The sequence below is a fragment of the Wolbachia endosymbiont of Drosophila ananassae genome (assembly GCF_008033215.1).
In the GTDB taxonomy this organism is placed as follows: Bacteria; Pseudomonadota; Alphaproteobacteria; order Rickettsiales; family Anaplasmataceae; genus Wolbachia; species Wolbachia pipientis.
In genome coordinates this window covers 396,957-412,394 of the sequence record NZ_CP042904.1, presented here as the reverse complement: position 1 = coordinate 412,394, position 15,438 = coordinate 396,957, and the positions used below count along the sequence as shown (strand labels likewise).

Sequence of the window (15,438 nt, the reverse complement as noted above, 5' to 3'; positions counted from 1 at the left end):
ACTCCACTAATTAATTGCTGCCACTAATATTACCAGTTTTTACTTGCACTTCAACAACAGTAATAATATTTTTATCTTTTTTTAAAATCTTAAAGCGAAAACCATACATGGAAAACTCCTCGCCTTCGTCAGGAATGCGCTCTATTTCATTCACAATCATACCTGCTAGAGTTGTAGCTTCTTCATCAGGGAGATTCCAGTATAACTGCCTGTTAATGTCCCTAATAGTAGATTTTCCTTCTATGTGATACATATTATCAGATATTTTCTTTATAAAATTCTCCGTAATCAAATCATGTTCATCCGAAATTTCTCCAACTATTTCTTCCAGTATATCCTCAAGAGTTACAATTCCCTGCAGTGCTCCATACTCATCAATAACAAATGCAAGGTGTTTCCTGTTCTTACGGAAGTTGTGAAGTTGCACGCTGAGCGGTGTACTTTCTGGTATGAACCAAGGCCTTGACATAACTTGGGTAATGTCAACTTCTTCCGCTTTATTATTCTTTTCACGCAAAGCATTTATTAGAGCTTTCACGTGAATTACACCTACAATGTTATCTGGTTCCTTCTGCCATAAAGGTACTCTACTGTGACTGCTGGTTAAAATCTCTCTTATTAACTCTTCTTTATTCCGATCTATATCAAGAGAAAATAGGTTTCTTCTATGGGTCATAATTTGTGATATCTCTGTCTCAGCCAAATCAAGTATGCTGCTTAGCATATCTAAATCCTGTTGCAACATAGTTCCTTCACTGCGGTGAAGAGTAATCATATTACGCATTGCATCCGCTGCAGATATCACTTCCTTATCTTTATGCAGCCCACATAATTTTAGGATGAGGTTAACAATAAATTGAATACCTAGTGTCAATGGAGAAAAAATCTTTACAAAAAACAATACAAAATAAGCAGAAAATGATGCAAATTTTTCAGGATTTTGAATAGCATAAGTTTTTGGTAGAACTTCGCAGAACAATAAAATACAAAATGTCATTATAATTGTTGATAGGAGAATGCCCTCATTTCCAAAAAGATTGATAAATATTGCTGTAAATAAAGCAGAGCAAGTAATATTAATAATTGTATTGCCGAGCAATACCGTTCCTATTGTCAATTCTTTCCTATTTAATAAGCGATCTATTACCCTGGCTTTTTTGTTACCGTCTAGCTTTAGCTTATTAACTCGAGAACGGCTAATTGAGGTTAAGCCTATTTCTGCTCCTGAGAACAAAAACGATAAAACTAACAAAACAAAAATTGCTGATGATACTAAGACCAATAACCAATCCATTAAAGTACGATGTTATTGTGATAAAAAATAAAATTAATTTTACATGTTATGAGAGGCATTTGCAAGCCTGAATTTATATTGCCGAATTTTATATACCTTTAATCTTAAAAAACAAATCATAAAGCATATTACACGCTGCGTTCACATGCTCATCCTCAATGATAAGTGGTGGGGTTACCCTTACTACTTTGTTGTTTAAAACCCTAGTTATTATTAAACCTTTATCAAGAGATCGACTAATAATTTTATCAGCTACAAGAGTTGCTAGTTCTATTCCCATTAGTAACCCTTCTCCACGAACTTCTAAAATCATCTCAGGAAATTCTTTAGCTAAAAGCAACAGCTTTTCTTTTAAATATTTACTAATTCTTTTAACATGATCAAAAAAGCCTTCTTTTAGCATTATATCGAGCACTGCATTACCAACAGTCATGGCAAGTGGATTGCCACCATAGGTTGATCCATGAGTTCCTGGAGTAATTGCTTCTGCTATATAATCTTTCACTAAACATGCAGCTACAGGAAAACCGTTACCCATAGCCTTCGCACAGGTTAGCATATCAGGTTCAATGCCGACATTTTGATAATGAAATAAAGAACCGATGCGTCCATATCCGCACTGCACTTCATCAAAGCACAAAATTATTCCTTGAGCTTTTGTTATTTCCCTTACTTTTTGAAGATATTCTACGTCTAGTGGATATACTCCACCTTCGCTTTGTATGGGCTCTAAAAATACAGCAGCTATTTCATTGTTGATTTTTTCTTCTAATGCTTTAATGTCATTTCTTGGCACTTTATCAAAACCAGAAAGGAGCGGAGCAAAACCTTCGCGTGATTTTTCATTGCCTCCAGCAGAAATTGCAGCAATACTGCGGCCATGAAAGCCTCCTTCAATTGTAATAATACGATTACGTTTTGCTTGCCCTTTTGAATAAAAGTAACGACGAATAAACTTAATTGCAGCTTCTGTTGCTTCAAGCCCACTTGAGCAGAAAAAAACTTTATCTGCAAAAGTCAGGGTTGTTAAACGCTCGGCAAGCCTTTCTTGCTCGGGAATAGTGAAAATGTTAGAGCAGTGCCATAATGAGCTCGATTGCTCTTTCAGCTTATCTGTAATGTATGGATGACAATGCCCTAAAGAAGTTGTAGAAATACCTGCAGCAAAATCTAAATATTTTTTACCATCTTTATCAAAAAGATATGCCCCTTCTCCCCTGACTATAGGAGTGTCAAGTCTATTATACGCATTAACAACATGATCCATTTTATAAGTATTGTGGTATTATCTATACTATACCTGAAATGAATCCATTAACACAAAGCTTTTCCTTTAACCTCTTATGCTACTTCAACTAAAAATTTGGCTAATGCAAACCTTTTTTGTCATTCTATAGCTAAAGTGACTTGGTTTTACCAACACTTATTAGCCATTGTAAAAGTTTTTGTTTCTATTGAATGATAGTTGTAGCCTATGCAAGAAGTTTATTGACTTTGAGCGCACTTTAGCCTATACAATTTTAATATCTTAAACTACTGGACATGCCCGATCTAAAGACAATGATGTTAAATTTTGGACCTCAGCACCCAGCTGCACATGGAGTGTTGCGTCTTGTTTTAGAGATGGATGGTGAAGTGATCGAGAGGGCAGATCCCCATATTGGGCTTTTGCACCGCGGTACTGAAAAATTAATAGAACATAAAACGTATCTTCAAGCTTTGCCTTATTTTGATCGCCTTGATTACGTATCACCAATGTCACAAGAGCATGCATATTCACTTTGTGTGGAGAAATTGTTGCAATGTGAAGTGCCAATTAGGGCAAAGTATTTACGTGTCTTGTTTTGTGAACTGACGAGAATACTAAATCATTTACTGAACGTTTCTTCTCAAGCACTTGATGTTGGAGCAATGACCCCTCTTTTATGGCTCTTTGAAGAAAGAGAAAAAATACTGGAATTTTACGAAAGAGCTTCAGGTGCAAGGTTTCACGCAGCTTACATCAGGCCAGGTGGAATTGCAGCAGATGTTCCAGAAGATTTGATTGAGGATATTGCAAAGTTTATAGAGCAATTTCCAAAATATATAGACGATGTTGATGAACTTTTAACAGAAAATAGGATATGGAAGCAACGCACTGTAGGAATTAGTGAAATATCAATTAAACAGGCACTTGATTGGGGCTTTAGTGGCCCAATGTTGCGCGCTGCTGGGCTTGCTTGGGATTTGCGAAAAAGCCAGCCATATGAGATATATGATCAACTAGATTTTGATATACCGATCGGCCAAAATGGCGACTGTTATGACCGTTATCTAGTTAGAATGGCAGAGATTAGGCAATCTATCAGTTTGGTGAAGCAGTGCATAGAGAAAATGCCTGAAGGGCAAATAAAAACTGAAGATAGAAAAATTTCTCCACCGTCAAGAGCAGAGATGAAAAAATCTATGGAAGCTCTGATTCACCATTTTAAGCTCTATTCAGAAGGATATCACGTACCAGAAGGTGAGGCTTACGCAGTTGTTGAGGCACCAAAAGGTGAGTTTGGAGTGTATATAGTTTCAGATGGTACCAATAGACCTTATAGGTGCCGAATAAGAGCACCTGGCTTTGCGCATTTACAAGCCTTAGACTTTATGGCAAAAGGACACATGCTTGCTGACGTTGCAGCAATTATTGGCTCACTCGATATAGTTTTTGGTGAGATTGATAGGTAATCATTGGTACCCGTTCAGGCAATGGCGTCATGCAAGTAGCTGACACATAACTGTACGAACATTTGTTTGCAAAGGCAGTATGTTAAGTGTTATAGCCGATTTTGCCTCAAACACAAAGGCAGTGCCTTGACTACTTGGATCCAGAAAAATTGATTGTGTACTATACAACATTTTCGATTAAAAGCGTAACCGTTCACTGTTAGACTGCATTCTGTGATTTTTAGCAAAACATGATCTTTCATTTGAGCTTCCTTCAATTTAAAATAAATACAGAAAATTGCTGCCTATAGCTAAACTGACCTTACCCAGAAAAAGTGGAGAGAAAGAAAGGAGTTTTTTCGGGTAAAATAAAATTTTGGAGGATTAGAAATGGCAAGAGAATATACGGCAGAATTCAAATTGGAAGCTGTTAAGCTGACAAATGAACAAAGAAAGGTAGGTCAACCAGTTGCAAAAGTAGCAAGAGATCTAGGAATAAGGGATAGTGTATTAGGAAAATGGATGAAGAAATATAACGAAAAAAAGTCAGCGGCAAATGCATTTCCAGATGTAGCACCTTATGACAAAGAGAGATTTGATTTACAGAAAGAGTTAGCAAAAGTAACAAGAGAAAGAGACATTTTAAAAAAAGCCCTGGCCAGTCAAAAAGAGTAAAATATTTTTTCATAAAAGAGCATAGTAAACACTATAAAGTGCAGGAATTATGTAGGGTTTTCTGCTAGTGGCTACTATAAGTGGACTACAAGGAAAATAAGCAGTAGAGAATCAGCAAATAAAGAGTTATTAGCAGATATTCAAAAAATATATCAAGCTTCTAAATGTAGATATGGAGCTCCTAAAATTCATGCTGAATTAAAGGCTTTGGGTAAAAGTTGCAACTTAAAAACAGTGCAAAGTATTATGCAGAAAAATGGTATTCAGGCTATATTGAGAAGAAAATTTAAAATTAAGAAACAACAAACGGACAGTAGCTCCCAATATATTAGACCAAAACTTTATTGTCGATCAACCAAATAAAGTATGGGATTACTTATATAAAAACCAAAGAAGGATGGCTATATTTGGCAACAATAATCGATCTATATTCACGCATGGTAGTTAATGAGCAGTTCAATAAATAAACAATTGGTTATGGACTCTTTATTAATGGACGTTAACAAGCGTAAACCTGCCAAAAATCTACTATTACATAGTGATCAAGGTTCACAATATACTTCGCAAGGTTATCAATATCTCTTAGCTGTAAAGAATATAGATGAGTAATAAAGGCTGTTGTTACGACAATTCTGTTGCAGAAAGCTTCTTTAGCTCATTGAAAAGAGAAATACTTATTGATACTTCACAACACTCTGCTCAACAAACTAGAACTGCAATATTTGAATACATAGAAATTTTTTATAACAAACAACGTCACTATTAACTATTGCATTCCAGAACAATTTGATGCATCATTCTTTTTGTAAAAAACATTCCAAACTTTCTCTCCACTTTTTCTGGGTAAGGTCAATAAACTATAACATTTTTACTTAATTTTGTCAACTTCTCTATTCGTTGAAAAAACAATCTTGCATAAAAAAATCAACTCATCTCTTTCAAAGGCTCTATATTGAAGATAGAAAGTCCAGAAGCGATGACGTGTGCTAAGGCCTGCACGAGAAACATTCTTGCAGCGGTGAGGTTTAAGTTGTCTTCCAGTATGAAACGCATGTTTAAATCACTCTTGCCATACCCCCATAAAACGTGAAACGCTTCTGCAACTTCAAGTAAGTAGAAAGTAATTCTGTGTGGCTCACAAAGCCTTGCTGCAATTTCTACCACATCTGGCCACTTTGCTAAGGTTTTTATGAGGAAGAGCTCTCCACCTGTCCTTAAAAGTGAAGGATCTGCTGTTGGGAGCTCTTTTGGAGCATTACGCATTAACGAATGAGCACGAGCATGCGCATATTGCACGTAAAAAATAGGGTTGTCTTTTGACTGTTCTTTAACTTTAGCAAAATCAAAGTCCAAGACCATATCATTCTTGCGTGTTAGCATTATAAAACGAGTTATGTCCCTGCCAACTTCTTCCACTACATCTCTTGCTGTTAGGAAGTTTCCTGATCTTTTGGACATTTTAACTGGTTTGCCATTCTCGAAAAAATTCACGATATTATGCAGTTTTACCTCTATTTTTGCTTGATCATCACTGAGCGCAGAGACGACTGCTTTGAGCCTTTTGACGTAACCACCGTGGTCACTACCAAGCTCTACGATCATATTGTTAAAACCACGTGATATCTTGTCAAAATGGTAAGCAATATCCGAGGCAAAATAAGTCCAGCTACCCCCATCTTTCTTCAATGCGCGGTCAACGTCGTCACCAAATTTTGTAGAGCGAAATAACATTTCTTTTCTGGAAGTCCAATTTTCACTTTCTTTGCCTTTTGGTTTCTCCAGGTACCCTTCATACACTAGACCCTTGTCAGACAATATCTTTATACTCTCTTCAATTTTGCCACTTTTTTGTAGCTCATACTCTGAAGTAAAAACATCATGATTTACTCCAAGCAAGTTCATGTCTTCCTTTATGAGTTCTAAGATAAAACTTAAAGTATATTCCCTAATTATTTGATTATCTTGCTTTTTTAGAAATTCCTTGCCATATTTTTTAGCTAGCCCCTCCCCTATTGGTTTTAAATATTCACCTGGGTATAAACCTTTTTCTATACTGATTTTTTCTCCCAGAGCTTCTTTGTACCGCAGATATACTGACTTTATTAGTGTATCTATCTGCGCTCCAGCATCGTTAATATAGTATTCCTTAGTAACTTTATAACCAACTTTTTTCAATAAATTTGCCAGAACGTCACCAAATACTGCCCCTCTTGCATGACCAATATGCAGTGGACCAGTTGGATTTGCAGATACAAATTCAACATTGATGGCCTGATTGTTCCCTATATCTAGGGTGCCAAACTCTGTTTTTAGCTCATTTATTTGTTTTAAAATCCCATGCCATACTTTTATTTTTAAGTGTATGTTGATGAAACCAGGGCCCGCTATTTCCACTTTTGCAACTTCATCAAAAAGTTCAAATTCTTTGGCTAAAACCTCTGCAATTTCAATGGGATTCTTCTTTTCATGCTTTGCGAGCACCATAGCAACGTTTGTGTAAATATCTCCATGTGCTCTATTGCTTGGAGGTTCTACGATAAAGTTTGTTGTATCTGTATTTATAATACCTCTTTGCTTCAACTCGTTTAATTTACTCAAAATTAAGGAAGAAGCCCTTTTGAAAATGTTCATCAACTAGAAAAACTATGAAAACCTCCAACAATATAGCGAATAAGTGGGGCTAGTTGAAGGTTTATCTTATCTCTACTCTTTGTTTGATGTAAGGCGACCTTTTCTGGGTCAAAAGACCCAGAAAAGTTATAGTTTATATTAAGACATTGTCGTAATCATGGTAAGAGAAAGCCATACCTTCGCTGTAACCATCATTACCAGCATCAGGTTCTTTAACACCATCAGGTTCTTTAACATCATCAGGCTCTTTCTCTTTCTTTAGTTCATTCTTAATATTTTCTTTCAGTTCATTCATAGTCTTATCATCAATCTCAAACTTAAGACTTTTCTCCAGTTCATTCTTAATATTTTCTTTTAGTTCATTCTTAGTCTTATCATCAATTTCACACTTAAGACCTTTCTCCAGTTCATTCTTAATATTTTCTTTCAGTTCATTCTTAGTCTTATCACCAATCTCAAACTTAAGACTTTTCTCCAGTTCATTCTTAATATTTTCTTTCAGTTCATTCATAGTCTTATCATCAATCTCAAACTTAAGACCTTTCTCCAGTTCATTCTTAATATTTTCTTTCAGTTCATTCATAGTCTTATCATCAATCTCAAACTTAAAACATTTTTTCAGTTCATTCATAGTCTTATCATCAATCTTACACTTAAGATCTTTACCGCATTTATCATAAATCAACTTACTCTTATTGACTTTACAATCATCCAACTTTGTGAACAAATTAATTTTCAACATATCACTGACATAGCACGTATCAAGTGGCAATATACGTACATGATTTGCATTTTTTTGATTCGGACAAGAAAAAGTATTCGTTGGCATAAAATATCTCCATTAGTAAATAAAATTATTAAAAAATTAACCATAAGATGGAAGTGTGTACTAACAATGTACACACTGTATTACTTTTATATAATATGAACAGTGCCTTCTAACACTGACATATTGTGGGTAGAAAAAAAGGCTTCAGCACTTTTTGCATCTAATATAGAAGAGTTTATTACTTCTACACATTTATCACATTCAGAATTGTTTTCACAACTGCCCACAAGTTTACCATCTATAACCTGAAGGTTGTTTTTAGCATTCTGAATAGTTTTTGCACATTCTTTAAACTTGTAGCCTGTTGGCTCTTTGGTCTCAATATCAAGAATATCATCAGTTATTGGGTTGACCGTTATTGCAAGCTTTGAAAAATCAACGATTGTTTTAGATTCAGGTTCAGGCTTAACTTGTGGACAAGGGGGACAAGCAGGACAAGCAGGAGCAGGGGGGCAAGCAGGAGCAGGGGGACAAACAGTATCAGGACAAGCAGGACAAGGTGGTATATTTAAATCGAATTCGGGAAGCTGTATATTTAATTCGAGTCCATCATGCCGCGAGTCAAAGCGGTTATGGCAACGTGGGTCAAAGTTATGATGGTACCGTGGGTCAGTTATGCAAGCTGTGCGCACAGGAGTACATGAATCCATACGTGGATACGAAGAAAAATTGTAAGTCATAAAAATCCTTTAAAAAGCAACTATTAGATTATTATAGGATAAAAAAGTTAATGATTTAATAATTTTAAGGCTAAAATTAGCATACACACAGTACTTAACTTACAGTACATTTCAAAATACGACTTTAATGTAGCAGATATTAGAGTTAAAAATTTTACTATGGTAGATAATGATAAGATTCCAAGAAGAAGCTGTCAGTAGTCAAATTAGTTGTGTTGCTGAAATAAATTGTAATATATGGTTACTGTGAATAACAATTGCTTATCTTCTCAAGCAAAGCATGAAACACATGGGTTGAATAGCACCCATGTGCTCTTGGAAGCACGTATAGCTAGACGTGCGTTTATGAGTTGTTTAAAAACAATCTTCTAATAAAGAAACCCAAATTCATCACAAGGATTATGACATGTGTCATAATAATTATGATATGAGTTAAAATGATTGTGGCACGAATTAGTGGCACAAGGTGCGTATGCAGGTGCACAAGCTTGTGCACAGTTCGATACTGGTGTTGGTGAAACTGATGCTGGCGAATTAAAAGCCGTACATGGTAGTTTTGGTAAATGACTATAATTATAAACCATAATGATCCTTTAAAAAATACTATGAGATTATTATAAATTAAAATGATTAAAAATTTAATAACTTTAATTATAAATCTAGCATATCAACTAACGGTATGATTTAAATTTTCTTTCAATTCCACTGTATCTTCGCCAGTTTTGCATACAGCCCGTCTTTACTTATTAGAGAGTTGTGAGTTCCTATTGGCAACCGTAGCTCAGTTGGCAGAGCGTCAGTTTGTAGTGCTGAATGTCGCCAGTTCGATCCTGGTTACTCACCCTATTTTTCTGCAAAAATGCCATCTGGGCTGAAAAGCCCAGAAAGCATTCAGTCTTATATAAAATTAGTATCAACAGAAACAAGACTATCCTCATTATCATAATAGTAAGGATTTGTTTTTTCCGTACTATCAAAAACAGTTTTTAATAGTACTTCCTTATCACTGTCCCATGCAACTTTCTTCATAATTTTAGCAAAATCTTCACACTTTTTGTCAACTCCACAGTCCTTTATTTTGCCATTAGCCTTTAGATAAGGCTTTAATGAACTATACAATATCTGAGTGTTATTGCCCTCTTTATCTATCATTTGTCCTAATGTGTTAACAAGTATCAATGGTGCAATTTGTTTTGCTTTCGCAACAATTGTTCGATCGGACTCTCTAATGAGATCAGGACATGATTCTCTCATAAAAAAGCTTTTGTTGTATTCTTTATTATTATGATAACCGGCAGGGTAACAGAAACTCTTAATTTCATCGTCTTGACAGGCTATCTCTTGTGGATTATCCATACATTTTTTACATGACATATTACTAAAATAGTGTGCTGAATCAAAAAGCTCTGTAAAGGCAAATTTAAAATTTACTACACCGTAATAACCCTCTATTCCCTTTTCTATATATGTCGCAATTTTAGGATTACTATACATCTCAGGATACAATTCCTTTAGTAAATCAGATGTATTAAAACCTTGATGACCTATTTTATTATAAGCTGTATACCAAGAAGCATGCGCTCCACAATTTTCAGCTTGGGAACAATCTAAGGTTATTTCTTGAGATGTAATGACACTTGCTTTTCCAGTTTCATCTTCTTTCTCATCAGTATCAGGTTTGTTTGTACCAGTTTCATCTCCTTTTTCACCAGTATCAGGTTTGCCTGTACCAGTTTCATCTCCTTTTTTACCAGTATCAGGTTTGCCTGTACCAATTCCTTTCTCTTTTTTGCATTCTTCAGCTTCTTTTTTATACCACTCAACCTCTGCCTTTGCCATTCCAATTTTACACTTTACAACTTCTTCTTTGGCTTTCTCAACTTTCTTTTCACACTGTACAAATGCTTCTTTTATCCCTTCAGCCTCCTCTTTTGCTTTTCCAGCGTCTGCTTTTGCCTGTTTAGCTTCTGCTTTCACTTTTTCAATCTCATCTTGAGCTTGTTTTATTGCTAAATCGGCTTTTGCTTTAGCATCATCTTTTGCACGTTCTATTGCCTGTTTAGCATCATCTTTTATCCTCTCAGCATCTTTTTCACATTTCGCAAACTGCTCTTTTGCTTCTTTAGCTTCACCATGTGCTTGTTTTACTGCTTCCGCAGCTTTTGCTTTAGCATCATCTTTTGCACGTTCTATTGCCTGTTTAGCATCATCTTTTATCCTCTCAGCATTTTCTTCGCATTTTGTAAACTGCTCTTTTGCTTCTTCAGCTTCACCCTGTGCTTGTTTTGCTACTTCCTCAGCTGCTTTTTTAGCTTTAGCATCCTCTTCTGCACGTTCTCTTGCCTGTTTAGCATCATCTTTTGCACGTCCTATTTCCTCTTCAGCATCATCTTTTGCACGTTTTATTGCCCTTGCAGCATCATCTTCTGCACGTTTTACTGCCTTTTTAGCATCATCTTCTGCCTTCTGAGCCCTGTTTTTGCACTCTTCAAGTGTTTCTCTGGTAAATTCATCATCCTTTTTCTCTTTTTCGATCTGATCTCTTGGATCCGTAACCTGATCCTCAGTTGTGACCTCATCATCAGTTACTACCTTATCATCAGTTACTACCTGATCTTCAGTTGTGATTTTATCCTTGATCGTCTCATCTACACCCTCATCACTATAAGAAAATTTGTTAGTATATGAATAGCGATTATTGATTTTATCACTATAGTTATGTTTTAACATAGAGACCTCCTATACAGTTAAAATTGGAATTACATTAAGATAGAACAAGCTATGAATATAACGTGAATGAAAGAAACCACAGGTCACGAAATTTCCGGATAACTATGGAACCATTATAAAATAATAAAATTAAAAATTTAATAATTTTAATTATAAATCTAGCATATCAACTAACGGTATGATTTAAATTTTCTTTCAATTCTACTGTATCTTCGCCAGTTTTGCATATAGCCCGTCTTTACTTATTAGAGAGTCATGAGTTCCTACTTCTTCTACTTTCCCATGATTAATTACTATAATCTTGTCAGTCTTGAGTGCGGTTGATAGCCTGTGTGTAATTACGATTGTTGTTCTGTTTTGCATTAACTCGCTCAATGCTTTTTGCACGAGGTTCTCACTTTTATAATCAAGGGCAGAGGTTGCTTCATCCAGTATTAAAACCTGAGGGTTTTTGAGTATGGCTCTTGCTATTATAATACGTTGTTTTTGTCCTTCAGAAAGTTTTAATCCTCTTTTTCCTACAAATGTATCAAATTTATCAGGCAGCTTATCAATAAATTCCATCGCATAAGCACCGATAGCTGCTTGCCTTACTTCCTCATATTCAGCACCCGGTTTGCCATATAGTATATTTTCTATTATTGAGCAAGAGAATATCATGTGATCTTGTGGCACTAAGCCAAACAACGATCTGAGGTCATTTAACGCAATTGACTTAATATTGTGCCCATCGATAGTAATGCTACCTTTGTTTGGATCATGAAAACGGAGCAGAAGCTTTAAAATGGTGCTTTTACCACTGCCAGATGGTCCAACAATTGATACTGCTTGACCTGCCTCTATAGAAAATGATACGTTATTTAACGCTGGCTTATCAGACTGAGATTCATAAAAAAATGTTACGCCATTAAACGAAATTCCTTTTTGAACACTACAAATTTTTATAGGATCATCGGGATCTACTATAGAGCTTTTCATATTTTTAAATTCAAATAAACGCTCTACTATTCCAAGACCTCGTTGTAAATCACTGATATTATCGCTCAAATTATTTATAGCTCCTGCTGCGAGCGCTGAATAAACCACAAATGAGGAGAGTTCTCCTATAGTTATATTATTGCTTAAGACTTCTTTAATACCAAAAAAGAGCAAAACAACTAGTGAACCTATCACACACGTGATAACTAGAGTTACTAAAATAGCACGCAAGAGTACTAATTTTACGTATGATTTTGATACTGAGTTTAAATACTCCTTAAAACGGGTTTTTTCATTTTCTTCGAGTACAAACGATTTGATAGTCACTATAGATCTAAAATTTTCCTCACTAAATGACGCAAGCTCACTTAATTTATCCTGGGCAAAGCGTGCATGGCTACGCACTTTTTTTCCAAGTGAGGTCACGATAATGAGTAGTATAGGTATTATTGCAGCTGCATACGCAGTTAGTTGTATATTTGTATATAATAACATGGCAACACTACCAATCAATATTACAAAATTTCGTAATATGGTTAGTAAGCTGCTGTTTATTATTGATTGCAGCACAGAGGTATCAGTAATTAACGCTGAGATAACATCTTGTACACCTGTGTTCTCAAAGAAGCTTGGTTGTAAATCGGTAATACTGCTATATAAGTCATATCTGATTCTTGCGATAACTTTCTCGCTGCCAATGCCAATGAAATATAACCGAGTAAATGCAGTGAGAGAAATGGCTAAAACTATAAGTATTGCAACTAATAGTTTGGTAGTAAAATCGTGCTCTGTGCCAGAATCAATTATATTGCTTAAGCCTCTGCCAAAGAGGAGGATCGTTAAGGCTGAAAATAAAACTGCAATAAAAGCTATGACAAAATAGGATAGATTAGGCTTTATATAGTAAAATAACTGCCTAATATTAGATCGCATCGTATTTTGAAGTTTCTAAAGTTAAGTATATAGATTTTAGTTTCAGGGGAAAGGTATAGTATGAAGCAATTTAGGTTCTGCAGCTGTTGTGATTTTAGTCCACCAAGAAAGGGTAGTAGCTCGCAGAAACAAAAAACTTGCTTGACAAACTCCGCCAGCCCTCTTATCATAAAATTGAAGCTATTTATTTATCTTCTCTGTACAGATTAAATGACAAAAAAACTCACGTATCTGGCGTCTCATGTTTAATTTTTTGCACTATGTGCACCTTATGTCTTTATCAAACTTCTACCTACATAAGCTGAAACGCGCTTATAAAGCGTTTAAAACATAAAAAAACGCCAACTTAAAAAATGGATAGTGAATAACTAGCTACCCTAGGGTTTCTTTTGCCTTTTTTTCTGTTTAGTAAATTTCTTAATGTTTCTAATTTAGATTAGTTGCGGTTTAAAAGCAACTGAATCGCGATTATTAAGCATTTAGAATAAAAAAACGCCATACTTGAAAGTATAATGTAAGTAATTAGCCAACCACGGGGCTTCTTTTGCCTTTTTTTTCGTTTGGTAAATTTCTTAATGTTTATAGCTAAACGACAACCGTCATCCCGCTGCTTGTTAGCGGAATCTCTTGTTAGCGCCGCGGCGGTATGACGGTTCGTGGCAGCGTGACGATAAGCTCGTCATCCCGCTACGTGTTAGCGGGATCTCTTGTTAGCGCCGCGGCGGTATGACGGTTCGTGGCGGCGTGACGATAAGCTCGTCATCCCGCTGCTTGTTAGCGGGATCTCTTGTTAGCGCCGCGGCGGTATGACGGTTCGTGGCAGCGTGACGATAAGCTCGTCATCCCGCTACGTGTTAGCGGGATCTATGTTGAGAGATACCGCGAATGAATCGCGGTATGACGGTGTAGATGATGGTTAAGTAATTCGTCATCCCGCTGCTTGTTAGCGGGATCTAGAGATACCGCGGCGGTATGACGGTTCGTGGCGGCGTGACGATAAGCTCGTCATCCCGCTGCTTGTTAGCGGAATCTCTTGTTAGTGGCTAAGAGATACCGCGGCGGTATAGCTATACTTAAAAATATGGTTGAATAGTTGTTAATAATAGTGTATAATTATTAATCTTTTCTCAGTATTTTTACTATGGCTCTTTCTAAATTTCTCGATCCGAAATTGGACCTAACATTTAAAAAAATATTTGGTACTGAGAGAAATAAGAATATTCTTATTCATTTTTTGAACGATATTTTAGGGTTTACTGAGATAAATACTATACAAGAAGTGGAATTCCTCAGTACTATAATGGATCCTGAAATTGCATCTGATAAACAAAGTATAGTTGATGTTCTTTGCAGGGATTCTAGTGGGGCCAGGTATGTGATTGAAATGGTGCGACCTGAAAGCCTTCGGTCATATTGTTTAAAAGGAGAGGAATTCATTCAGAAAGAAACTGAAAGGATTCTAAAGCTTATTGAACCAGATGTTTTGCCATCTGAGTCTACGCATCAGTGCGAATTGGGTAACCAGTTGGTGCCGAGCGACGCGGACAATGAACCTCCTCTTGATAAAGAAGATGCTCAATCGTGAGAGAAAGCATAAACTACAAGCATCATGTGGTTGGAGGGCTAGGCTTAGTGGTATGGTGAACGTAAGTGAAGCTTCATAAGTATCGTAACGATTAAAGAGCTAAAGATGCTGATAAGCTCCGACCAAAAGGTAATGTGGATGAGTTACATTTTTCATTTCTGGATGTACGCAAATAATAATTCCACCGGTATAGAGAAGCCACCTAACCCACTATTGTATGACAAAAGGAACAGGATAAGCCTGTATTTTCGCCTATATGGCAGGCAACCCGCAAGGAATGCTGATGGATGTGCAGGTAAAGGATAATGGAGAAAGCGAATGCCATTTTGTAACGAAATGGATAGAATTTGTAACATTAATTCGCGTGAAAACGAGCAGACTTCCATTTGGTCCCTCATGACAAGAAACT

Annotated in this window: 10 protein-coding genes, 1 tRNA gene and 2 pseudogenes; 6 read left to right on the top strand and 7 right to left on the bottom strand. The window is 36.1% G+C overall.

Annotation, left to right across the window (positions count from 1 at the left end; translation table 11 throughout):
• Positions 1 to 10: 10 nt before the first annotated feature.
• Positions 11 to 1,294 (bottom strand): HlyC/CorC family transporter, encoded by a 1,284-nt coding sequence (locus tag EA652_RS01985; protein ID WP_007549013.1) that lies wholly within the window; start codon positions 1,292 to 1,294, stop codon positions 11 to 13.
• 88 nt (positions 1,295 to 1,382) lie between these two features.
• Positions 1,383 to 2,561, bottom strand: coding sequence for an aspartate aminotransferase family protein (locus tag EA652_RS01980; RefSeq protein ID WP_006280246.1), 1,179 nt, complete (start codon positions 2,559 to 2,561; stop codon positions 1,383 to 1,385).
• 275 nt (positions 2,562 to 2,836) lie between these two features.
• Here EA652_RS01980 and EA652_RS01975 point away from each other — a divergent pair, with 275 nt between their 5' ends.
• Together EA652_RS01975 and EA652_RS07615 are read left to right on the top strand one after the other, a co-directional pair.
• A complete protein-coding gene (locus EA652_RS01975) occupies positions 2,837 to 4,009 on the top strand; it encodes an NADH-quinone oxidoreductase subunit D (protein WP_010962676.1) in 1,173 nt (390 codons plus the stop codon).
• A gap of 369 nt (positions 4,010 to 4,378) precedes the next feature.
• Positions 4,379 to 5,472: pseudogene (locus EA652_RS07615) on the top strand (IS3 family transposase).
• 115 nt (positions 5,473 to 5,587) lie between these two features.
• On the opposite strand, the gene argS reads toward EA652_RS07615, so the two are convergent.
• The 3 genes from argS to EA652_RS01945 form a co-directional block, all read right to left on the bottom strand.
• Positions 5,588 to 7,294, bottom strand: a complete 1,707-nt coding sequence (argS, locus tag EA652_RS01955; RefSeq protein ID WP_012673148.1) for an arginine--tRNA ligase — start codon at positions 7,292 to 7,294, stop codon at positions 5,588 to 5,590.
• Between the two features lie 133 nt (positions 7,295 to 7,427).
• Complete coding sequence (locus EA652_RS01950) at positions 7,428 to 8,123, bottom strand: hypothetical protein (protein WP_012673149.1); 696 nt, start codon at positions 8,121 to 8,123, stop codon at positions 7,428 to 7,430.
• An 86-nt stretch (positions 8,124 to 8,209) separates the two neighbouring features.
• A complete protein-coding gene (locus tag EA652_RS01945; protein ID WP_006280986.1) occupies positions 8,210 to 8,803 on the bottom strand; it encodes a hypothetical protein in 594 nt (197 codons plus the stop codon).
• 441 nt (positions 8,804 to 9,244) lie between these two features.
• Between EA652_RS01945 and EA652_RS07270 the strand changes: the two genes are divergently transcribed.
• Positions 9,245 to 9,370: a hypothetical protein gene (locus tag EA652_RS07270; protein ID WP_007549126.1), complete on the top strand. Its 126-nt coding sequence runs from the start codon at positions 9,245 to 9,247 to the stop codon at positions 9,368 to 9,370.
• A 209-nt stretch (positions 9,371 to 9,579) separates the two neighbouring features.
• A tRNA-Tyr gene (locus EA652_RS01940) sits at positions 9,580 to 9,644 on the top strand.
• Positions 9,645 to 9,700: 56 nt separating this feature from the next.
• Here the strand turns inward: EA652_RS01940 and EA652_RS01935 are convergent.
• Together EA652_RS01935 and EA652_RS01930 are read right to left on the bottom strand one after the other, a co-directional pair.
• Positions 9,701 to 11,533 (bottom strand): coiled-coil domain-containing protein, encoded by a 1,833-nt coding sequence (locus EA652_RS01935; RefSeq protein WP_121692675.1) that lies wholly within the window; start codon positions 11,531 to 11,533, stop codon positions 9,701 to 9,703.
• Positions 11,534 to 11,734: 201 nt separating this feature from the next.
• Positions 11,735 to 13,444 carry an ABC transporter ATP-binding protein gene (locus EA652_RS01930; protein ID WP_007549123.1) on the bottom strand — a complete coding sequence of 570 codons (1,710 nt, stop codon included), beginning with the start codon at positions 13,442 to 13,444 and terminating at the stop codon, positions 11,735 to 11,737.
• A gap of 1,141 nt (positions 13,445 to 14,585) precedes the next feature.
• Between EA652_RS01930 and EA652_RS07405 the strand changes: the two are divergent.
• Positions 14,586 to 14,831, top strand: a pseudogene (locus tag EA652_RS07405) (PD-(D/E)XK nuclease family transposase); the annotation flags it as partial.
• Positions 14,832 to 15,285: 454 nt separating this feature from the next.
• On the top strand, positions 15,286 to 15,429 hold the full coding sequence (locus tag EA652_RS07035) for a hypothetical protein (protein WP_173862902.1): 144 nt from the start codon (positions 15,286 to 15,288) through the stop codon (positions 15,427 to 15,429).
• Positions 15,430 to 15,438 lie beyond the last annotated feature (9 nt).